This window comes from Pseudoduganella sp. GW821-FHT12E03 (assembly GCF_058807115.1).
Window position 1 is genome coordinate 857,469 of the sequence record NZ_JBXAQJ010000002.1, and the last position, 20,540, is coordinate 878,008.

The following is a 20,540-nucleotide window of genomic DNA, read 5'->3' on the forward strand; positions in this document are numbered from 1 at the left end:
ACGATGCGGCCCGCTTCAGTGGCCCGAGTGCGCGCCCCCGGATGGTTTCCTCACCGTCACCTCCACATCAGCCTGATGCTGGTGGTGCGGCTTGGCCAGCGCCTTGCCCGCATCCTTGCTGCGCACCGGTTCCGCCAGCTCCCCGGTCCATTCATACGCCACCGACCCCTTGGGATGCCGGTACCAGCCCGGGTCCGTGTAATCGCCGCGTTTCTGGTCCTTGCGCACCTTCATGACCGTAAACATCCCGCCCATCTCCACGCCGCCAAACGGGCCTTCGCCCGTCATCATCGGCAAGGTGTTTTCCGGCAGCGGCATTTCCATGCCGCCCATCGAGCCGCCCTTGTCGCCCATCACCATATAGCCCGGCACGATCTTGTTGATTTTTTCCGCGATGCCGCTGTGGTCCACGCCGATCAGGTTTGGCACGTCGTGGCCCATGGCGTTCATGGTGTGGTGCGACTTGTGGCAGTGGAAGGCCCAGTCGCCCGGTTCGTTGGCAACGAATTCAATCGCCCGCATCTGGCCCACGGCGACATCGGTCGTGACTTCCGGCCAGCGCGCCGACGGCGGCACCCAGCCGCCATCGGTGCCGGCCACCACGAATTCGTGGCCGTGGATATGGATCGGGTGGTTGGTCATGGTGAGGTTGCCGACGCGGATGCGGACCTTGTCGTTCTGGCGCACGTTCAACGATTCGATCCCAGGGAACACGCGGCTGTTGAAAGTCCACAGGTTAAAGTCCAGCATGGTGTTGGGATTCGGCGCATAGCGCCCCGGTTCGATGTCGTAGGCGTTCAGCAGGAACACGAAATCGCGGTCCACCGCGTGCAGCGACGGGTCCTTCGGGTGCGTGACCCAGAACCCCATCATGCCCATCGCCATCTGCGTCATTTCATCGGCGTGTGGGTGGTACATGAAAGTCCCGGGGCGGCGCGCGATGAATTCATAGACAAACGTCTTGCCGGGCGCGATGGCCGGCTGTGTCAGGCCCGTCACGCCATCCATGCCATTGGGCAGGCGCTGGCCGTGCCAGTGGATGCTGGTGATTTCCGGCAGTTTATTGGTGACGAAGATGCGCACGCGGTCGCCTTCCACCACTTCGATGGTCGGGCCGGGCGACTGGCCGTTATAACCCCACAGGTGGGCCTTCATGCCGGGCGCCAGTTCGCGCACCACGGGTTCGGCCACCAGGTGGAATTCCTTGACGCCGTTGTTCATGCGCCAGGGCAGCGACCAGCCGTTCAGGGTGACGACCGGGTTGTACGGCCGGCCATTGGGCGGCGGTGGCGGCACGTGGGTGTCCGCGTTGGCCATGGTGGGCGCTTCCGGCAGGGTGGCGGCGCCGGCTTTGGTGACGGCGCTGGCGGCCACGGCGGTGGCGGCGCCGGCGTTCAGGAGGAAGTTGCGGCGTGTGGTCATGGCTGGGCTCCCGCGCCGTGCTGCGCGGCCTGTAATTGGGTTTCCGCGATCCAGAAATCGCGCTGGGCTTCAATCGATTCGTTAACGCTGTTCAGTTGTTCGCGCGCATCGGCCAGTAATTCAAACACCGAGGCCAGCATGCCGTTGTAGCGCAACAGCACTTCGTCGGAAATGACTTTCCGCTGAGGCACCACCTGGTCGCGGTAGTGGCGCGCGATATCGTAGGCCGTGCGGTAGCCGGAATAAGCCAGCCGCACGTCGGAGCGGGCCTGCAGCGCCGCCGCCGTGGTGCGGTGCAAGGCTTGCTGGTATTGCGCCTCGGCGCGGGCCATCCTGGCGCCGCCCCAGTCGAACAGCGGCAATTCCAGCGAGACTTCATAGCCGTTCTGGCGCGGCATGCCGGTGGCGCTCTTGTTGGCATAGCCGGCGTCGAACACATTGATGAAGCGGGTGGCCCTGGTCAGGCCCAGGTCGGACGCGGCGGTTTCCGCATCGCGCCGCGCGGCCAGCACGTCAAGGCGGCGTTCCAGCGCGGTGCGTTCCGCTTGCTGCGGTTCTTGCGCCATGGCCGGCAACTCCGGCAAACGGTCCGGCAATTGCAGCGTGTCGCTGCGCTCCAGGCCCAGCAGACGGGCCAGGTGTTCGCGGGCGGCCAGGGCTTCATGGCCGGTGCGGGCCTGGCGCGTGATGGCGTCGTCATAAAACGCGCGTTCGCGGGCCTGGTCCAGGCGGCTCCAGTTGCCGCTCTTGCGCATGCGCTCGGCCAGCAGGGCGCCGGCCTCGGCGGCGTCGCGCACCTGTCCCGCAAACGCGGCGCTTTGCGCGGCGGCCACGGCGGTGTACCACGCGCGGCGGGTGTCGTGGGCCAGTTGCACCGCATGCCCGGCGGCCGCCAACTGTGCGCGTTCCAGCTGGCGCCGGGCGATGCCGCTGCGCGCGGGCAAGGTCAGCAGGCCGGCGATATCGAATGTGACACTGCGGTCGATGTCGGTGTCGCCCCCGCCGCGCACGCGGCCAAACCCGATGCCCGGATTGCGCAGGCGGCCGGCCTGGGCCACATCGGCGGCCGTCACGCCCAGTTCCGCCAGCGCGGCTTTTAACGATGGGCTGTTCAGCAGGGCAATGCGCACGGCGCTGTCCGGTGTCAGTGGCTGTTGCAGCAGGGTGGCGATTTCCTTGCCGGCGGCGGTGTCCGGTGCGGCCATGGACAGGGGCGCGGCTTGGCCGATGCGTTCCGCAGCCAGCGCGGAGGCGGCGTCGGCGCCGCCATCGGACGGCACGGCGGCGCAGCCGGCCAGCGTGGCCAGCGCCGCCACGATGGCGGCGCGGATGATCAGGTGTGCCGCCATATTAATGCTCCTTGCGCTGTGGCAGTGGGCGTTGCAGGGGCGAATGCGCGGGCCGGATGGATACAGCCAGCGGCGCGCCGGCTGCCACGGGCGGCAGGGCGTGTAACGGTTTCATGTTGTGGTTCCTTGTGACGTGCCGGTAATCCGGCGGACGCGGCGCGGGCCGCGGCGTGTAACGCGAACGGGTTACAGCGCGCGGGGCGGGCGTTCCAGGCCGGCGGGGAAAATCGCGGCGATGGCCGCTTCCTTGGCGGGCATTGCACGGGCGGCGCGGGGCAAAGGGCCGGGCGGGAGCGCCGCATGCGGCGGCGCGGTGGCGGCCGTGCAGCAACTGGCGCAGGTACTGCATTTGCCGTGCGGCTGGCGGCCGGCGCCGCCATCGTCTTGCGCCGGCGCGCCATCCACGGTGGCCGCAAGCTGTTCATGGCAGCCGTGCGACGCGGACGAAGACACCGCAGCCGATACGGATGCCGGGGCGGCGCCCTGCGCCGCGCAGGCGGCAAATACCGCGGCGCTGCCTTGCAGGGGCAAGGCGGCCATCAATATCCACAGCAGGCAGCGAACAAGAAAGGGCATGGGGTTCGGAGAAAAAACGCGGCAAACGCCGTATCAGGCCGACACTATAAACCTTGCCACGGGGGGAAGGTCAAGCGGCGCGCGGTGCAAGTATTTGCCATAAAGAAAAGTTTGTTGCAATTTATCTAGTGTTCTGGTGGCAAGTGTGTTACCTTTGGTTTTGGGAAAGTGACTGTTGGAGGCGGCGGATGGTGGGCGGTAACTCTGCATCGCAGAGACGAACGAATACACATATGGCGGCAATCGTCGAACATGGCGTGATGCTGAACGATACGATGGGCCGGCAATTGGCGGTGTCTTATATGCGCAGTTTTGATGTGCCGGACAATGTCATTGAACGGGTGCTGGGCCAGGGACGGCGCCGCACGTTTTAATCCAGGCTGATCCGCGCCAGATACCCTGGCGCCGCACCAGCCATCACGGCAGCAGCACCGATAATTCCTGCGCTCCGCGCAGCAGCGCCGGCAGGAATTCCTTTTCAAGTTTATCCACCGACACCCGGGCCGCTTGCGCGCCCACGTTCAGCGCCGCCAGTACCTGGCCCGATGCGCCCCGCACGGGCACGGCAATCGAGCGCAATCCCACTTCCAGTTCTTCATCGTTGACGGCGTAGCCGGCCTGGCGCACGCCGCGCAGGATGTCCCGCAAGCGCGCTTCTTCCACCACCGTCCGCTCCGTCATCGGGCGCAGCCGCGTTTTTTCAAAGTAGGCATCGAGTTCGCCGGGCGGCAAGTGCGCCAGCATGACCCTCCCCAGCGACGTGCAATAGGCCGGCAAACGGCTGCCGGTATTGAGCGCCACCGACATCACGCGCGACGTGGCCGCGCGCGCAACATACAGGATTTCCCCTTCATCGAGCACCGCCAGCGAACTGGATTCATTCAGTTCGCGGCTGATGGCGTTCAGGCACGGCTGCGCCGACACCGTCAGCGGGGTGGACGACAAATACGAATACCCGAGCGTCAGCACTTTCGGCCGCAGCGAGAAATTGTTCAGTTCCGCATCGACATAGCCCAGCTGCTGCAAGGTGTACAGGCAGCGCCGCACGGCGGCGCGGGGGATGCCGGTCTTGTTGCTGATCTGCGCAATGGTTTGCGGCTTGCGCGAATCGGAAAACGCGCGCACCACCGCCAGGCCGCGTGCCAGCGACGTCATGAAACTGGGATCGGTCATCGCATCGATCTGTTCGGCGATGGTGGGTTCGCGCTCTGCCGGGGCGGCAAGGTCTGGAGTCGGTTTGGTAGGCATGGCGGGATTTTATCCGGAGTGCCGTTCCCGATAGAAGATTTTTTCTTGACCGCGGCGCGGCAATGTCGATACACTGAGTGTGCGATAAACAAACATGTGTGCGGTAATCGAACACTTTAAATGGGATGAACCATGATCGACAAGACATTTGACTCTCTGGAAGGCGCCGTCGGCGATATCCACGATGGCGCCACCGTGATGATTGGCGGCTTTGGCAACGCGGGCATGCCGTCGGCGCTGATCGATGCGCTGATTGCGCACGGCGCGCGCGACCTCACCATCGTCAACAACAATGCCGGCAACGGCGACACCGGCCTGGCCGCGCTGCTCAAGGCCAAACGCGTGCGCAAGATCATTTGCTCGTTTCCGCGCCAGGCGGACTCGCACGTGTTCGATGCGCTGTACCGCGCCGGTGAAATCGAGCTGGAACTGACGCCGCAAGGCAACCTGGCCGAGCGCATCCGTGCGGCCGGCGCCGGCATCGGCGGCTTTTTCACGCCGACCGGTTTCGGCACCTTGTTGGCGGAGGGTAAGGAAACCCGCGTCATCAACGGCCGCAACTACGTGCTGGAATCGCCGATCCACGCCGACTTTGCGTTGATCAAGGCGCTGAAGGGGGACCGCTGGGGCAACCTGGTGTACCGCAAGACTGCCCGCAACTTCGGCCCGATCATGGCGATGGCCGCGAAAACCACGATTGCCCAGGTGCAGGACGTGGTGGCGCTGGGTGAGCTGGATCCGGAAGTGATCGTTACGCCCGGCATTTTTGTGCAGCGCGTCGTCAAAGCTGATGTGAAAGGGAATGTGCAATGAGCAGCGAAGTGAAACGCTACAGCCGCGAACAGATGGCGGCCCGGGTGGCGCGGGATATCCAGGAAGGCGCGTACGTCAACCTCGGCATCGGCTTGCCGACCAGCGTCGCCAATTACCTGCCGGCCGAACGTGAAGTGTTTTTGCACAGCGAAAACGGTTTATTGGGCATGGGCCCGGCGCCGGCCGAAGGCGAGGAAGACGAAGACTTGATCAACGCCGGCAAACAGCCGGTGACCTTGCTGACCGGCGGCGCTTACTTCCACCACAGCGATTCGTTCGCGATGATGCGCGGCGGCCACCTTGACATCTGCGTGCTGGGCGCGTTCCAGGTGTCGTCCGAAGGCGATCTGGCCAACTGGCATACCGGCGCGCCGGATGCGATTCCCGCGGTGGGCGGCGCGATGGACCTGGCGATCGGCGCCAAGCAGGTGTTTGTCATGATGGAACACCAGACCAAGAGCGGCGAATCGAAAATCGTCGGCCAGTGCACCTATCCGGTCACCGGCATCGGCTGCGTCAACCGGATTTATACCGACCTGGCGGTGCTCGATGTGACGGCGCGCGGCCTGGTGGTGCGCGAAATGGCCGACGGCCTGAGCTTTGAACAACTGCAAACGGTGACGGCCGCGCCGCTGCTGCGAGCCTGAACGCGCGCATGGCGGTTTGCCGAGCCAACTAATTTAAGGAAACTGAAATGAACGATGCTTTTATCTGCGACGCGATCCGCACTCCCATCGGCCGTTACGGCGGCGCACTGAAAGATGTGCGCGCCGACGACCTCGGCGCCATCCCGCTGCGCGAACTGATGCGCCGTAATCCGCAGGTGGACTGGCAAGCTGTCGACGATGTGATCTATGGCTGCGCCAACCAGGCTGGTGAAGACAACCGCAATGTGGCGCGCATGGCCGCGTTGCTGGCGGGCTTGCCGCTCGAGGTGCCTGGCACCACGGTCAACCGCCTGTGCGGTTCCGGCATGGACGCGGTGGGCCAGGCGGCCCGTGCGATCCAGTCCGGCGCGGCGCACCTGATGCTGGCGGGCGGCGTGGAATCCATGACCCGCGCGCCCTTCGTGATGGGCAAGGCCGACAGCGCCTTCAGCCGCAGCGCCGCGATATATGACACCACCATCGGCTGGCGCTTTCCGAACAAAGCCATGAAGCAACTGTATGGGACCGACGCGATGCCGGAAACCGCGGAAAACGTCGCGGTCGACCACCATATCAGCCGCGCCGACCAGGATGCGTTTGCCTTGCGCAGCCAGGACCGCACCGCCCGCGCCCAGCGTGACGGGCTGTTTAATGACGAAATCGTGGCGGTGCCGGTCCCGCAAAAGAAGGGCGATCCAGTGCTGTTTGCGCAGGATGAACACCCGCGCGCGACCAGCCTGGACACGCTGGCCAAACTGAAAGGCGTGGTGCACGCGGAGGGCAGCGTTACGGCGGGCAACGCGTCGGGCGTCAATGACGGCGCCTGCGCGGTGCTGCTGGCCAGCGCGCAAGCGGTGCGGCAATATGGCTTGACGCCGCGCGCCCGTGTGCTCGGCATGGCGGCGGCCGGTGTGGCGCCGCGCGTGATGGGCATCGGGCCGGTGCCGGCCGTGCAAAAGCTGCTGCGCCAGCTGGACATGACCCTGGACCAGTTCGACCTGATCGAGCTGAATGAAGCGTTCGCATCGCAGGGCCTGGCGGTGCTGCGCGGCCTGGGGCTGGCCGATGACGATGCGCGCGTCAACCCGCAGGGCGGCGCGATCGCACTGGGCCATCCGCTGGGCATGAGCGGCGCGCGCCTGGTGACCACCGCAGCGTACCAGCTGCAACGCGGCGGCGGGCGTTACGCGCTGTGCACCATGTGCGTGGGCGTGGGGCAGGGCATCGCGATCGCCATCGAGCGGGTGTGATTAAATTTGTGGCATTTTTGCACTTGTGACAATCCGTGACTTTGTGCTGGAGATCCCGGCCTAACTTGAAACGATAACGTTTACAAGGGAGGTCGGGATGTCCAAAGCAAACCAGAAACCATGGGATAAAAATCCCGCAACCCTGGCGGTGCCGCTGGCCGCCACCGCCGTGGTACGCCGCCTCGAAGGGTTTTCCGCCACGCCATACGACGACAATGGCAACCTGCCGGGCGGCACCTGGACCATCGGCTACGGTTCCATCGTTGACGGCAATGAAAGGCCCGTGACCGATAAAACACCGAAAATCTCCGAAGACGAGGCCGTGAAATTGCTGCAGCGGGATATGCGCGGCGCGGCGCTGGCGGTCGCGCGCCGCGTCAAGCCGGCCTTGAACGAGGCGCAGGCCGCTTCGCTGATTTCATGGACGTATAACCTGGGCGAAGGCAACCTCGCCAAGTCCACCATGCTGACCTTGCTGAACAGTGGGAAAATTGACGCGGTGCCCAATGAAATGCGCAAATGGATCCATCACGAAGGCAAGCCGCTGGTGGGGTTGCTGCGGCGGCGCTGGGTCGAGGCGGCGATCTTTTCCGGCATGGACGAGACCAATGCCTGTACCGTGGCCTGGAAAACCATCGACAGCCTCGACGACTGGCCGTCGCTGCAGGCTTGAGCGGGCATATCGGGGGCTCACTCCGGCGGCGGGCGGCGGTTCTTGCCAATGATGGCAACCAGGATCAGCGCATACGCCGCCAGCCGCATCAGGTAATACAGGGGCGAATCCGGCGCGTCGACGGGCCGCATGGCGCCCAGCAGGCGCTGGGTCGCTTCCAGCGTGAAGGCCAGCGCGAAGTACAGGAAAAAGCGGTCGCGCGTATGGCGCCAATAGCGCAGGAAAAACAGCGCGATGACGGCGGCCGCCATGACAATCGCGCCGACCAGGATGGCATTGAGCGGCATCAGTCATCCTCCCAGATCAGCCCGTACAGCAGCGGCAGCAGCGCCACCAGCGCCGACGCCAGCCGCCACGTGGTCAAATCCACGTCCGGTTCCGGGAACACGATGCGGTCCAGGATCAGCAGGATATTGTTGACCACCAGGCAGGAAAAGCACAGGCCGCTCCACAGCAGCAGCCGGTGGCGCGTATGCCGGTAGCTGCGCAACAGCAGCCACGCACAGGCAAACGCGGTGGCGGCGCACAACAGGTAAATAATGTTGGCCATTTATTTGTCCTTTCGCCATACAAAGGCGTCCGCGAACAGCTGCGCCTTCTTGTTGGTTTTCGCATGGATCAGTGTGCTGACTTCGACCAGGTGGCGCGCATAGACTTGCGCGACCCGGTCCAGCATGTGCGCCAGCGGCGCTTCGGCCGGCGCGTAGCGGAAGCTGCCCGCCATGCCGGGCGCGGGCGTCGTGATGCCGGCGCCGTGCAGCTGGCGCAGCAGGGTATCGCAGGCGGCGCCGTTCAGGTACAGGCGCTGCGCCAGGCCGTGGCTGTTCCACGCCTGTGCGGGGTTATCCCGCATCAGCAGCAGTGCTTCCAGGTAAGGGATCGATGGAATCCGGAGCAGGATAAAACGCCGGATGTCATCGGGAATGGCACTTGGTTCCATGACGGCAAAGAAATAGATTTCTTGCCGTCATGTTCCCACGAAATGTTACAACGGGTGTGTACGATTGGAAATGTGAGGCTGCCAATGCCTGATGTCAGGACGTCAGGGCCAGCATGTCGACCACGTCCAGCCCGGCCAGGTCTTGCTCGGTGTTGCCGGCAAAGGCGGCCCGGCTTGGCGTGCCGTTTTTCAGCCAGGTCCGCACGGCCGCCTTGATGGTGTCTTGCGTGCAGTGCAGCACACCGTGGCGGAACCGGCGCCGCACGTCCATCGCGATGCCGCGCCGGTGCAGGGTCCAGGCCGCCAGCACCGCGTCGTACGGCGAGTCCGGACGGTCCAGTCCCCGCACCACGCAGATGATGGCTTCTTCGATTTGTTCCTGCGTGAAATCGGTGGCCAGCACCTTGTCGATCGCGGCGTTGAAATCCGCATAGGTGCCCGCCAGGCGGGGATCGCGGTACGACATCATGGAAAAGATCCCGGCGTTGCCGGCATAACCGGCCGACCCGCCATAGGCGCCGCCCTGTTCGCGCAGTGCCTGGTGCAAGACCTGGTGGGTTAACAGTTCCGCCGCCACCGCCAGCGCGGCCGCATCGGCATGGGCCTGGCGCGGGGCGGGCCAGGCGATGCTGCAGTGATTGACCTGGCCGGGGGCAAACAGCGCGGCATTGGCCAGCGGCGGCGTTGCGGCGCCGGCCGGCGTCACGGGCCCGGAGGCCGACGCCGCCGACGCCGCCGCTGCCCGGTCCGCGCCGGGCATGCTACCGGCGTGTCCGGCTGGTCCGGTATCGTGCCGGTTGGCGCCTGGCAGCCGGATCGCGGCGGCCAGCGCATCGGCGTCACCGCCGGCGCCCGCGCACAGCACGGTGACGGGGCCGGCCACGATGCGCTCGTGCAGCGCCGACAGGCGCCGGGCAATCTCAGCCACGCCTTCCGGCGTATGCGCCATGCGCTGCAGCTGCGCCATGAAGGGCAGCACGGTGGTGCCGCTGGCCAGGTCTTCGATATGGCGCAGCGGAGACAGCGGGGCGGCGGCGGTCAGCGCCGCATAGCGGTTGCCGGATTGCGCCAGGCTGTTGATGCGATTGCGCACCATGCGCTCGACCAGGAACGCGATCCGCTCATGCTCGTCGAAACGGGGGCTGGCAATGTGCGAGGCCAGTAAATCGCCCATGCTCTGGTGTTCTTCGCGCAAGCCGCTGGCGGCAAAGCTGACATCGAGCAGCAGCGAACCGTCTTCGCGCATGATGGCGTCGAAATTGACGCCGAACGTGGCCGCCATGCGCTGGCGCCATGCGCCGGCTTCTTCGTAATTCATGCCGGCCACGCCGAGGTCGCGCCGCAAGTCGGTATACAGCTGCAGCCATGGCCAGTCTTCGGCCGGCATGTCCGATACGTCGTAATGCACCCGCGCATAGGAAATGCCGTTCGACGCGATATCGAAACGGTAGGCGCCGTCGATTGGCGCGGGAATATCGGGCAACAGGCGCGGTTCGGTGCCGACGTCGCCTGGCAGGATACGGGGCAGCACGCCATTGTCGACCACGCGCCGCTGGTGGGCGTCCAGTGCGGCCGCGTCGTCGAGGATGCGGCTGCGCTCGGTCTCGGTCAGTGCCGCCTGACGGACCGCCAGTGCGGCTTCTTCCTGCGCGGCGCGTTCCGAAAAATATGCGGGATCGGGCACCACCGTGACTTCCAAGCGTGCCGGGGAATCGAGCATGGTGCGCACCAGTCCTTTGAAGAAGTCCGGGTCGGCGATGTCGCGCTCGAGCTGGGCCAGCACGGCATCGCTGTCGAAGGCGCTGATCACGTCGCCGCCGCGCATGGCGACGGGCAGCGCGTGCAGCATGCGGCCCAGGACATTGGGCATGCGGCCGCTGGCCGTGTCGCGCTGGCCGTAGCGGATGTCGCGCAGGGCGGCCGACAGCATGTCGTGCGGCACGCCGTGGGTGGCCGCGTATTGCAGCGCTTCCCACATGCGGGCGCGGGCGGCGCCCAACTGGTCTTCCGTCAAGCCTTCCATGCCGACGTGGAACAGCATCTGGCGCGCGCTGGGGTCGTGCCCGTTCAGGCGCGACGGGCGGCCAAAGCCGGCCGATTCCATGGCTTTTTTCAGTGGCGCGGACGCGTCGCCCAGCAAGCCGGCCGACAGCAGGTTGGCGTGGTAATGGACAAAGGCGTCGGCCGATTCGCCCATCAGCCAGGTCAGCTGGAAGCCATATTCGTCCGGCTTGCCGGACTGCGACGGTATCCGGATCGCATGGTCGCGCGGCGCGGTGAACGGCGCTGCCAGTTGCGGCACGCGGCGCGGCGCGCCGCCGGGCAGGCGGGCCAGCACCTTGTCGGTGATGTGGCGCTGGATGTCGAGCGGGTCGATCGGGCCGGCCGTCATGAATACGGCTTGCGACGGGTGGTAATGGCTGGCGTGGAAATCCTTGAGCATCTGGTGCGTCAAGTCGGGAATCGCCAGCGGATCGCCGCCGGACACCACCTGGTACGTGGTTTCCGGCAACAGGGCGGCGCCGATGCCGTTGTACAGCGCGCGCATCGGGTCGGCAAACGCGCCTTTCATTTCATTGAACACCACACCCTGGTAACCGAGCTTGCCATCGTCGAGCGTATGGCGCCAGCCTTCCTGCAGGAAGTTCAGGTAATCGAGGTTGGGGAAGAAGGCGGCGTCCAGGTAGACGTCCAGCAAGTTGAAGAAGTCGGTGCGGGAGGTCGAGGCAAAGGGGTAGACGGTGCGGTCCGCGTACGTCATGGCGTTCATGAAGGTCGCGGTGGAGCGGCGCAGCATGGAAAAGAACGGGTCGCGCACCGGATAGCGGCCGGAACCGCACAGCGCCAGGTGTTCCAGGATGTGGGCGCGGCCGTCGCTGGTGTCGGGGACGGTGGGGAATCCCACCAGGAAAGCCAGGTCCGGCTGCGTCGTGGCGACGTGGATGTGCACGGCGCCGGAGGCGGGTTCCACATATTCGTCGACGGTGGCCTGCAGGGTGGGGATGGTATGGCTGCGGAGTTTATTGAACTGGATCATGGGGTCCCCCGGTTGTCAGGCAGGACTCCAGTGTAAGCGCAATTGGTGTTTCCATGCGGACTGTAGCGCCAGTCCGACAAACGCGGCGCGCGCTCGCCCCGGTCAGCCCCCCAGCCACCGCATTAGCCAAGGCGCCAATTGCGGCGCCAGCAGCGCCGTCAGCACGCCATTCAAGCCCATGCCGAGCCCGGCAAAGGCGCCCATTTCCGCGCTGACCTGGAAGGCGCGGGCGGTGCCGATGCCGTGCGACGCCACACCCAGCGCAAAGCCGCGCCACTCCGGCCGATCGATACGCAGCGCATTGAACAGGGCGCGCCCGGCCACGGCGCCGAAGATGCCGGTGATGATCACCAGCACGGCGGTCAGCGCGGGAAGACCGCCCAGCTTGTCGGACACCGCCATGGCGATCGGCGACGTGGCCGATTTCGGGCCGATACTGGCCGCCAGCTGGTGCGTTCCGCCCAGCGCCAGCACCAGGCCTACGGCCGAGACGATGGCCGTCACGGAACCGGCCAGCAACGCGCACGCCATGGGAATAAAGACCTGGCGCACGCGCGGCAGGGCGCGCGCCAGCGGCACGGCCAGCGCCACGGTGGCGGGCCCCAGCAGGAAGTGCACGAACTGGGCGCCGGCAAAATAATCGCGGTAAGGCATGCCGCTGGCGGCCAGCACGCCACAAATCAGCGCCACCGCGATGGCGACCGGGTTGGCCAGCGGCGAGAATTTGCAGCGGGTGTAAATCGCATGGGCCAGTGCATAGGCGCACAGGGTCAAGGTCAGTCCCAGCAGCGGCGTGGCGGCCAGGTAAATCCAGATGCGGTTCAATTCCGGCAGGGCGGTTTCAGGCATCATTGCCGTCCTTGCGCTCAGTGTCCTCAGTGTGCTCCTTGCGGGACGCCGCGCGCATCACCAGCGCTGTCACGCCCAGGGTCAGCGCCGTGCTGGCGATCACGGAAACGATCACGGCCAGCCAATGGCCGCGCAGCACCGAGGCCGACACCATGATGCCGACGCCGGCCGGCACGAACAGCAGCGACAGGTGGCGCAGCAATTCATTGGCGGTCGCTTCCATGGTCTCAAGCAGCCGGGGCGACGCCGCCAGCGCCGCCAGCAACAGCAACATGCCAATCACCGGGCCCGGCACCGGCAACCCAAACGCATACGCCAACCCCTCGCCGAGGGACTGAAACAGCAGCAACAAGGAAAAAGTCGTCAACATTAATAGTGGGGTCAGGCGTGCATTCGTGCATAAATCGCCCGGGGTCAGGCGTGCATTCGTGCAATTCTATCGCGCTTGCCCAGGTGGCGCCGGGGCGGATTGGCGTTGGCCACATCCTTGCCAGACCGCGGCACGGCGTGGCCCGCTTTGCCCGTACAGGCACGGCGTGGCTTCCAGCCGGTTATCCGGCAAAAAGATATGCATGAATGCACGCCTGACCCCAATGGAATTGCGCATGAATGCACGCCTGACCCCCTTGTGGACCCCCTTGTGGGCCCATTGGCGGGGAGCGTGAGGTTCTGTGGCGGCCATGTTACGGCCGGTGCGCGACCGTGCCGAATGCGAGTATGATCGCAAACATGATAATTGCATCCCGGTAAATGGCGGAGAGCGACAAATAATGACGAATAACACAACTGGCGGCATGCCAGGAAATGAACCGGGAATTGAGCCGGTTTTTACGGCGGGGGTGTTTGATGTGGCGCGGCTGATGGCGGCTGCCGCCAGCCAGCCGGCCCAGCGCGAAGCGCTGCTGGTGCTGATGGAAAAGGTCTGCGGCGTGGCGCCGCGCGACATGGATGACGCCTTGGCCGCCTGGCGCGAGGGACAGCCGGTGCAGGCTGCCGCGCTGATCCACTCGCTGCGCGGCAGTATCGGCACCCTTGGCGCCAGCATTTTCTCCGCCAGCTCGCGCGAGCTGGAAGCCGCAGTCAGGGAGGGGCGCGCGAACGAGCAGCAGTTTGACGCCGCCCGGCGCGAATTGCAGGCATCGGTCGATACGGCGCTGGCCTGGCTGGCGCGCCAGCCGCGCCTGGCCATGACGGGCACGGTGGCGGACGGCGCCGAGGTGGCGCGCTGGAAAGCCCTGGTGGCCGGGCGCGATATCGACGCCGTCACTCAATACCCGCAAGTGCGGTCCGCGCTGGCGTCGCTGGGCCCGGCCCGCGCCGCCGCGATTGAGCAGGCCATGGCGCGCCTGGACTTTTCCGCTGTCCTGTCCGCGCTGGGAGAGCCGCCGCAGGGAGGGCAGCGATGAGCGCGCCGGCCGATGAAAACACCATCCTGATCATCGACGACAATGCCGAGACCATCCAGCTGCTGGCCGCCATGGTGCGCGACCAGGGCAAGGTGATTTTCGCCATGGACGGCATTACCGGCCTGGAAATGGCGCGCCGCCAGCGTCCGCAGCTGATTTTGCTCGATGTGGAAATGCACCACATGGATGGCTTCGAAGTGTGCCGCCGGATTGCCGCCGACCCGGATTTGCCGCACAGCCCCGTGATCTTCGTGACCGCGCAATCGAGCACGGAAAGCGAACTGGCGGGCCTGGCCGCCGGCGCCGTCGATTTCATCACCAAGCCGCTGATTGCCCCGGTGGTGCAGGCGCGCGTGCGCACCCACTTGCGGTTGCAGGCCGCGCTGCAAAGCTTGCAGGGCCAGGCCAGCCGCGACGGGCTGACCGGGCTGTATAACCGGCGCTTCTTCGATGAGCGGATGGCCGAGGAATTTGCCCGCCACCAGCGCCAGCGCGACTTGATGGGCGTCGCGCTGATCGATGTCGACCATTTCAAGCTGTATAACGACCATTACGGCCACCAGTTGGGCGACACTTGCCTGAAAGCCGTGGCCGAAGCCATCGGCAGCGGCACGCGCCGTCCCGCCGAAGTCGTGGCGCGCTATGGCGGCGAGGAATTCGTGGTGCTGCTGCCCAATTCCGACTGGGCCGCGCTGGAACACTATGGCGCGTGGATCTGCGGCCGGGTGGCGTCGCTCGGGTTGCCGCACGCGGCGTCGCTGACCGCGTCGCACGTCAGCATCAGCGTGGGCCTGAGCGCGATGTTGCCCGAACCGGGCAGCTCCGTCGAAATGTTCCTGGGCCAGGCCGACCGCGCCCTGTACCTGGCCAAGCAGCAGGGCCGCAACTGTTACCGGGTCGCGGCCGAAGGCGCCGGCAGCCACGGACCCTGACCATCATGACGCGGCGCGACTGGAACCTGACCGGCCAGCCGCGTTGGCGGCAACTCGCCGCTATCCTGGCCTGCGCCCTGCTGTATGCGGCGCTGGCCGCGCTGGGCCAGGTGCTGGCCATATCCAAAGGCAATGGCGTTCCCGTGTGGCTGCCGACCGGCCTCGGCCTGGCGGCCGTGTTGCTGTGCGGGCCGCGCATGCACTGGGCCGTGCTGCTGGGGGCGATGCTGGCCAATCTCATGATCCAGGTTCGCCATGGCCCGCTGACGCTGTCCGGCGCGGGGGCATCGGTGGTGATTGCGCTGGCCAACATGGTGGCGGTGCTGCTGGCCGCGCGCTGGGCCCGGCGTATCTTCGGCGCGAGCTTCCGTTTCCAAAGACTGCGTCAGGTCTACCTGTACACTGCGGCTTCGGTGGTGGCCTCGGTACCGGTGGCGCTGGCCGGCGCCCTGACCTTGCTGGTGGCCGGCAATATCGGCGCGGCGGACTTTGCCGATGTCGCGACCGCCTGGTGGATGGGCGATGTGCTGGGGTTCCTGGTGGTGGCGCCACCGCTGCTGGTCTTCGCGCTGCCGGACGATACGTCGCTGCAGCCGTCCGGGCGGCGCCTGGAAGCCGTATTGCACGCCGGCGTCACGCTGGTGTTGCTGGCGGCGGCCTTCGCGCTGCCGCTGGCCGGTTATGTGACGTTTTCGAGCGCCCCGTTCCTGCTGTTGCCATGCGCCGGCTGGGCCGCGTGGCGTTTCGGCCAGCGCTGCAGCGGCCTGCTGGTGCTCTTGATCATGCTGGCGGCATGGCTGTCGTCCGCCGCCGGGGCGCCCGCGTTCGTGGTCGGCGCCCAGCACGGCACCTTGCTGGCGCTGGGCGCCTACATCGGCCTGACCGCCGTGACGGCGCTGATGGCGGGCGCCGATGCCGAGCGCAATGCGCAGTGGCGCGCGCCGGGCGGGCGGCGCGGCACCATCCAGTGGCCGCCGCTGTTGCCGCTGTGCGTGCTGTATGCGGGACTGGGCGCAACCGCGGTGTCATGGCAACTGGTGGCCGATTACACCGAACAGCGCGCGGCGGATAATTTCCAGCGTATCGCGCAACAGGTGTGGCAGCGCGTGGAAAGCCGCGTGACCGATTACGAACGCTTGCTGAAGATCGGCGCGACGTATTTCGCGGCATCGCACTCCGTCGAGCGCAAGGAGTGGGCGCGTTTCGTGGCGGGCCTGGAAATCGAACAAAGCTTCCCCGGCTCGACCAGTGTCGGTTACGTCGCGTGGCTCGACGACGACATGGTCACCCCGTATGAACAGGGCATGCGCGGTGAAAACCCGGCCTTCCATATCTGGCCCCGGGACAGCGTGGGCGGGCACCTTGCCGTGGCCCAGTACCTGGAACCGTTCAACGACACCAACCGGCGCGTCTGGGGCTATAACGTGTTGTCGGAGCCGGTGCGGCGCGCGGCGCTGATGGAGGCGGCGCGCAGCGGCAGGATCGCCGCCACGTCGCGCCTGACCCTGATCAGCGAGCGCACCGACCTCGGTGTGCCGCCGCCGCCCGGCTTCGTCATGTACCACCCGGTGTACCGGGGCGGCGTCGACCCCGGCACGGAGGCCGCGCGCATGCATGAACTGATGGGGTTTATTCATGCCGCGTTCCGCATCGAAGACTTGTTTGGCAGCATGGCGCTGGGCGCGTTGCCGGAAATGAGCCTGGAAGTGCTGGAAGATGCGCAAGGGCCGCTGCTGTACCGCAGCGGCGCGGCGGCGGGTGAGCGCGACACGGTGTTTGCGCGCCGGTATACGCTGGAGAAAGCGGTCATGCTGGGCCAGACCGGGCGCTATTGGCGCGTGCGGGTGTCATCGACCGCCGGTTACGAAGCGAGCATCGACCGCGAAAAGGCGCAGATCGTGCTGGTGTTGGGCGCGCTGGTCAGCATCCTGATCTTTGAAATGGTGCGTTCGCTGTCGTCGACGCGGCTGGAGGCCTTGGCGCTGGCCGAGCGCATGACGCGCGAACTGCACGAGAAAAACGCGGTGCTGGAGCGGTCGGAAACCGAAGCGCGCCTGGCGGCCGAAGAATTGCTGGGCGCGAAGGAGCGGGCTGAATCGGCCAGCCAGGCCAAAAGCGCGTTTGTCGCCAACATGAGCCATGAATTGCGCACGCCGATGAACGCGGTGCTGGGCATTTCGCAGTTGATGGGGCGCACCCAGCTGACGGCGGAGCAGCAAAATTACCTGGGCATGATCGCCGCGTCCGGCCGGACCCTGCTCAATGTGCTCAATGACATCCTGGATTTCTCCAAAGTCGAAGCGGGGCGGATGGAGCTGGCGGAAACCGATATGTGCATCGACGACGTGGCGCATGCGATCGGTGCGGTCATGGCGGTCAATGTGGGGGACAAGCCGATCCGAGTCGTGATCGATGTGGAACCGGGTGTGCCGCCGTGCATGCGGCTCGACGCCATGCGGCTGGAGCAAATCCTGATCAACCTGGCCGGCAATGCGTTGAAATTTACCCAGGAGGGCAAGGTGTCGCTGCGGATCGGGGCCGCCCCGCAGGATGGCGAGCGGCGCATGCTGCACCTGACGGTGGCCGACACCGGGCCCGGCATGGAACCGGACTTGCTGCCGCGCCTGTTCTCGCCCTTTGTGCAAGCGGATTCGTCGATGAGCCGCCGCCACGGCGGCACCGGCCTGGGCCTGGCGATTGCCCGGCGCCTGGCGCGGCTGATGGGCGGTGGCATCACCGTGGACAGTACGCTCGGTCACGGCAGCACCTTCACCGTCACGGTGCCTTATGGTTCGGCGGCGGTGTCAGCGCCACCGGCGATGCCGGCGCCCGCGCTGTGCGGCATCGCCGTGCTGTTGCTGGAAGACGATGACGACACGGGCCGCGCCCTGGTGCATGCGGCGGCGCCGTGGGACTGGCGTTTTGGCCGCGCCGCCAGTGTCGAACAGGCGCTGCGCCTGCTCGACAGCACCGCCGGCGTACCCTATGCGGGACTGGTGGCGGGGCCGTCGTTTGACGCGGCCAGCCTGTTGCCGCTGTTGGCGCGGATGGCGGGGAAAAGGGTTGCCGGGGAGGAGAGAGATATGGGCGCGAAGGCTGATACCAACACGGGCGTGGCAGATGGTGCGGCAGCCGGCACATCGGCGGAACCGTCGGCAGGCAGGGCAGGTGCGCCCTTCGTGGTGCGCCTGGTCTCCGGGTTTGGCTCACTGGCGCAGCCGTTGCCCGCTGAGCTCATGCATGCCGCGGTCTTGCATTGTCCCGCCACGCGGCGCAGTTTACTGGCGGCGGTGCTGCAGGCGGCGCACGGCGCCCAGGCCGAAGCCGGGACCGGGCCGGTTGGCGCGGCCGGCGGCGAGCTGGCCGGCATGGCGCTGCTGCTGGCCGAAGACAATGCGCTGAACCAGGTGGTGGCCTCGACCATGCTGCAGGGCGCGGGCGCGACCGTCGATATCGCGGCCAACGGCCAGGAAGCGCTGGAAGCCATGCGCCGCTACGGCAGCCGCTATCACGTGGTGCTGATGGATGTGCAGATGCCGGTGATGGATGGTTTCACGGCGACGCGCGCGATCCGCACGGAACTGGGGCTGCGGACCACCATCATTGCCATGACGGCCGGCGTCACGCAGGCCGAGCGGGCCGAATGCCTGGCGGCGGGAATGGATGATTTTATTGCCAAGCCGGTCGAATGCGATGACATGATCGCCACCATTGCGCGTTACCGGTAAAGGCGGTTCAAGGCGCCGGATACGCCGGCAGTTCCGCCATCACTTGCTGCAGCGCCGCGTGCGTGGCCGCCACCGCCGGACTGGCCTTGCGCAGCGCATCGTAATGGGCGCGGAACACGGCGTCCGATGGTGGCAGCGGCCCCAGCAACCGCTCCGCCTGTGCGTGCAATTCCCGTTCGATGCCCAGTGACGGGGCTTCCTCGTCATCGAGGAATTCGTCCACTTCCGCGATCAGGCGCGGCAGCGGCGCCATCCACACCACCGGGGCGCCGCCGGACGCGGCCAGCATGGCGCGCTGCAAGGCTTGCAGCGCGCGGTCCAGGTGATGCAAGTCGCTGCGCAGGGATTTACCTTCAATCATCGGACGGCTCCGTTCTGGATGGGCATGTCGCCATCATACGGCATGCCGTCCGGCGAGTCAGCCGCGCTTGCCGCTCATCAGCTGATTGAGTTGCGAGTACGTCAGCTGCGGCGCGCCGTTCGGGGCGATGGCGCCGCTGCGCAGGAACTCGCCCATGGCGTGCGTGATGTAACTGCCGGCCATTTCCGCGATGTCGGACCCTGCCGACAGGCGCCGCACCCCCAGCGCCCGCATCCGCTCCAGCGATGGAAAGCCGGGGCGCACCAGCACGTTGAGCGGCAGGCCGCAACCAGCCGCAATGGCGGCGATATCGGCTTCCTCGCGCACGCCCGGCGCAAACAGGCCGCTGGCGCCGGCTTCGCGGTACAGCGCCGCGCGCCGCAGCACTTCCGCCACGCGCGCCTCGGGCGCCACCAGCGGACGCAGGAAAGGATCGGTGCGGGCATTGATGTACAGGTGCACGCCTTCGGCCACGGCCATGCGGCGGATCGCGGCGATTTTTTCGCACAGCAGTTCCGGCGCATCGGCGCCATCTTCGATGTTGATGCCGACCGCGCCGGCGCGGATCACATCGCGCGCCAGCGCCGCCACGGCGGCCGGGTCGTTGGCATAGCCGTTTTCGATATCGGCGGTCAGCGGCACGTCGGCCACCCGCACGATGGCGCGCAGGGTGGACAGCAGCAGGTCCGGCGGCAATTGCCCGCCATCGGCATAGCCGTGCGCCCACGCCACGGCGGCGCTGCTGGTGGCCAGCGCCTTGCTGCCGGCGTGCAGAGCCATGCGGGCCGTGCCGGCATCCCAGCAATTGGCCAGCAGCAGCAAGCCTTCGCTATGCAGGGCGTGGAACTGTTGATCGTGGCGTGCGGACATGGCGTCTCCAGGTGATTGTTAAAATCACCATGTTGACACATTTTGCACAAGGTTGCAGAAGGGGGGCGCGGTGGCCGCCCTGCGGGGCGGGCGGCCGGATCCGGCAGGAAGTGACGCCGGCGTTGTCGTCAGAGTTTGCCGGACAGAAAGAAGGGGATGGCGCCGGCGGAACTGTCGAGTTTGGCCTTGATGGCCAGGCGGGCGGACATCATGACTTCCTTTGAGGGCAGGATGACCTTGCCGGATAACTGCTGGGTATCAATATTGACGCCAAGACTGGCCATCGCGGCCACCGGGTCACTGGCGACCCACGCGCGGAAGGCGTCGTCGCGCGACAGCTTATCGAGAATCACGTCGAGATCACGGGTGATGACATTGTCCATACTTGCTTCCTTTCAGTGGGCCGTTGGCAAAGGTGACATCGTTGTGGCGGACACAA

The 20,540-nt window shown here is 66.3% G+C and carries 21 protein-coding genes; 8 read left to right on the forward strand and 13 right to left on the reverse strand.

What is annotated here, in order from left to right; genetic code table 11:
* Nucleotides 1-15 precede the first annotated feature (15 nt).
* The 3 genes from AC1RRC_RS07485 to AC1RRC_RS07495 form a co-directional block, all read right to left on the reverse strand.
* A complete protein-coding gene (locus AC1RRC_RS07485) occupies nucleotides 16-1,422 on the reverse strand; it encodes a multicopper oxidase family protein (protein ID WP_493054633.1) in 1,407 nt (468 codons plus the stop codon).
* Entirely contained in the window at nucleotides 1,419-2,771 is a 1,353-nt protein-coding gene (locus tag AC1RRC_RS07490; protein ID WP_493054634.1) for a TolC family protein, read from the reverse strand. Before AC1RRC_RS07490 ends, AC1RRC_RS07485 begins: the two co-directional genes overlap by 4 nt.
* 186 nt (nucleotides 2,772-2,957) lie before the next feature.
* On the reverse strand, nucleotides 2,958-3,311 hold the full coding sequence (locus tag AC1RRC_RS07495; RefSeq protein WP_493054635.1) for a hypothetical protein: 354 nt from the start codon (nucleotides 3,309-3,311) through the stop codon (nucleotides 2,958-2,960).
* Between the two features lie 269 nt (nucleotides 3,312-3,580).
* Between AC1RRC_RS07495 and AC1RRC_RS07500 the strand changes: the two genes are divergently transcribed.
* Nucleotides 3,581-3,721 carry a hypothetical protein gene (locus tag AC1RRC_RS07500; RefSeq protein ID WP_493054636.1) on the forward strand — a complete coding sequence of 47 codons (141 nt, stop codon included), beginning with the start codon at nucleotides 3,581-3,583 and terminating at the stop codon, nucleotides 3,719-3,721.
* Nucleotides 3,722-3,764: 43 nt separating this feature from the next.
* Here AC1RRC_RS07500 and AC1RRC_RS07505 read toward each other — a convergent pair whose 3' ends face one another.
* On the reverse strand, nucleotides 3,765-4,595 hold the full coding sequence (locus tag AC1RRC_RS07505; protein WP_493054637.1) for an IclR family transcriptional regulator domain-containing protein: 831 nt from the start codon (nucleotides 4,593-4,595) through the stop codon (nucleotides 3,765-3,767).
* Between the two features lie 132 nt (nucleotides 4,596-4,727).
* Here AC1RRC_RS07505 and AC1RRC_RS07510 point away from each other — a divergent pair, with 132 nt between their 5' ends.
* The 4 genes from AC1RRC_RS07510 to AC1RRC_RS07525 all read left to right on the forward strand — a co-directional run bounded on the left by AC1RRC_RS07510 (nucleotide 4,728) and on the right by AC1RRC_RS07525 (nucleotide 7,978).
* Nucleotides 4,728-5,408: a 3-oxoacid CoA-transferase subunit A gene (locus AC1RRC_RS07510; protein WP_493054638.1), complete on the forward strand. Its 681-nt coding sequence runs from the start codon at nucleotides 4,728-4,730 to the stop codon at nucleotides 5,406-5,408.
* Entirely contained in the window at nucleotides 5,405-6,055 is a 651-nt protein-coding gene (locus AC1RRC_RS07515; protein WP_493054639.1) for a CoA transferase subunit B, read from the forward strand. Before AC1RRC_RS07510 ends, AC1RRC_RS07515 begins: the two co-directional genes overlap by 4 nt.
* Nucleotides 6,056-6,102: 47 nt before the next feature.
* Nucleotides 6,103-7,305: a 3-oxoadipyl-CoA thiolase gene (gene pcaF, locus AC1RRC_RS07520; RefSeq protein WP_493054640.1), complete on the forward strand. Its 1,203-nt coding sequence runs from the start codon at nucleotides 6,103-6,105 to the stop codon at nucleotides 7,303-7,305.
* 97 nt (nucleotides 7,306-7,402) lie between these two features.
* The gene (locus tag AC1RRC_RS07525; protein ID WP_493054641.1) at nucleotides 7,403-7,978 is read left to right on the forward strand and encodes a lysozyme; all 576 of its coding nucleotides are present in this window, start codon (nucleotides 7,403-7,405) and stop codon (nucleotides 7,976-7,978) included.
* A 17-nt stretch (nucleotides 7,979-7,995) separates the two neighbouring features.
* Here AC1RRC_RS07525 and AC1RRC_RS07530 read toward each other — a convergent pair whose 3' ends face one another.
* The 6 genes from AC1RRC_RS07530 to AC1RRC_RS07555 form a co-directional block, all read right to left on the reverse strand.
* The gene (locus tag AC1RRC_RS07530) at nucleotides 7,996-8,265 is read right to left on the reverse strand and encodes a DUF5985 family protein (RefSeq protein ID WP_493054642.1); all 270 of its coding nucleotides are present in this window, start codon (nucleotides 8,263-8,265) and stop codon (nucleotides 7,996-7,998) included.
* On the reverse strand, nucleotides 8,265-8,528 hold the full coding sequence (locus tag AC1RRC_RS07535; RefSeq protein WP_493054643.1) for a DUF5985 family protein: 264 nt from the start codon (nucleotides 8,526-8,528) through the stop codon (nucleotides 8,265-8,267). The genes AC1RRC_RS07530 and AC1RRC_RS07535 overlap by 1 nt, the downstream gene beginning before the upstream one ends.
* Entirely contained in the window at nucleotides 8,529-8,918 is a 390-nt protein-coding gene (locus tag AC1RRC_RS07540) for a hypothetical protein (RefSeq protein ID WP_493054644.1), read from the reverse strand.
* Between the two features lie 94 nt (nucleotides 8,919-9,012).
* Nucleotides 9,013-11,955 (reverse strand): insulinase family protein, encoded by a 2,943-nt coding sequence (locus AC1RRC_RS07545; protein WP_493054645.1) that lies wholly within the window; start codon nucleotides 11,953-11,955, stop codon nucleotides 9,013-9,015.
* Nucleotides 11,956-12,057: 102 nt separating this feature from the next.
* Nucleotides 12,058-12,804, reverse strand: coding sequence for an LrgB family protein (locus tag AC1RRC_RS07550; protein WP_493054713.1), 747 nt, complete (start codon nucleotides 12,802-12,804; stop codon nucleotides 12,058-12,060).
* A complete protein-coding gene (locus tag AC1RRC_RS07555) occupies nucleotides 12,797-13,174 on the reverse strand; it encodes a CidA/LrgA family protein (protein WP_493054646.1) in 378 nt (125 codons plus the stop codon). Before AC1RRC_RS07555 ends, AC1RRC_RS07550 begins: the two co-directional genes overlap by 8 nt.
* Nucleotides 13,175-13,574: 400 nt before the next feature.
* On the opposite strand from AC1RRC_RS07555, the gene AC1RRC_RS07560 reads away from it, so the two are divergent.
* Genes AC1RRC_RS07560 through AC1RRC_RS07570 form a run of 3 tightly spaced genes read left to right on the forward strand, consistent with a single transcriptional unit; the run spans nucleotide 13,575 to nucleotide 18,870 of the window.
* Nucleotides 13,575-14,210: an Hpt domain-containing protein gene (locus AC1RRC_RS07560; protein ID WP_493054647.1), complete on the forward strand. Its 636-nt coding sequence runs from the start codon at nucleotides 13,575-13,577 to the stop codon at nucleotides 14,208-14,210.
* Nucleotides 14,207-15,142, forward strand: coding sequence for a GGDEF domain-containing response regulator (locus AC1RRC_RS07565; RefSeq protein WP_493054648.1), 936 nt, complete (start codon nucleotides 14,207-14,209; stop codon nucleotides 15,140-15,142). The genes AC1RRC_RS07560 and AC1RRC_RS07565 overlap by 4 nt, the downstream gene beginning before the upstream one ends.
* Nucleotides 15,143-15,147: 5 nt before the next feature.
* Nucleotides 15,148-18,870: a CHASE domain-containing protein gene (locus tag AC1RRC_RS07570; RefSeq protein ID WP_493054649.1), complete on the forward strand. Its 3,723-nt coding sequence runs from the start codon at nucleotides 15,148-15,150 to the stop codon at nucleotides 18,868-18,870.
* A gap of 7 nt (nucleotides 18,871-18,877) precedes the next feature.
* Here AC1RRC_RS07570 and AC1RRC_RS07575 read toward each other — a convergent pair whose 3' ends face one another.
* From AC1RRC_RS07575 to AC1RRC_RS07585, 3 genes are all read right to left on the reverse strand, one after another.
* On the reverse strand, nucleotides 18,878-19,231 hold the full coding sequence (locus AC1RRC_RS07575) for a hypothetical protein (RefSeq protein ID WP_493054650.1): 354 nt from the start codon (nucleotides 19,229-19,231) through the stop codon (nucleotides 18,878-18,880).
* A gap of 57 nt (nucleotides 19,232-19,288) precedes the next feature.
* Nucleotides 19,289-20,101, reverse strand: coding sequence for an isocitrate lyase/PEP mutase family protein (locus AC1RRC_RS07580; RefSeq protein WP_493054651.1), 813 nt, complete (start codon nucleotides 20,099-20,101; stop codon nucleotides 19,289-19,291).
* A gap of 128 nt (nucleotides 20,102-20,229) precedes the next feature.
* Nucleotides 20,230-20,484 carry an NHLP-related RiPP peptide gene (locus AC1RRC_RS07585; protein ID WP_493054652.1) on the reverse strand — a complete coding sequence of 85 codons (255 nt, stop codon included), beginning with the start codon at nucleotides 20,482-20,484 and terminating at the stop codon, nucleotides 20,230-20,232.
* Nucleotides 20,485-20,540: the final 56 nt, after the last annotated feature.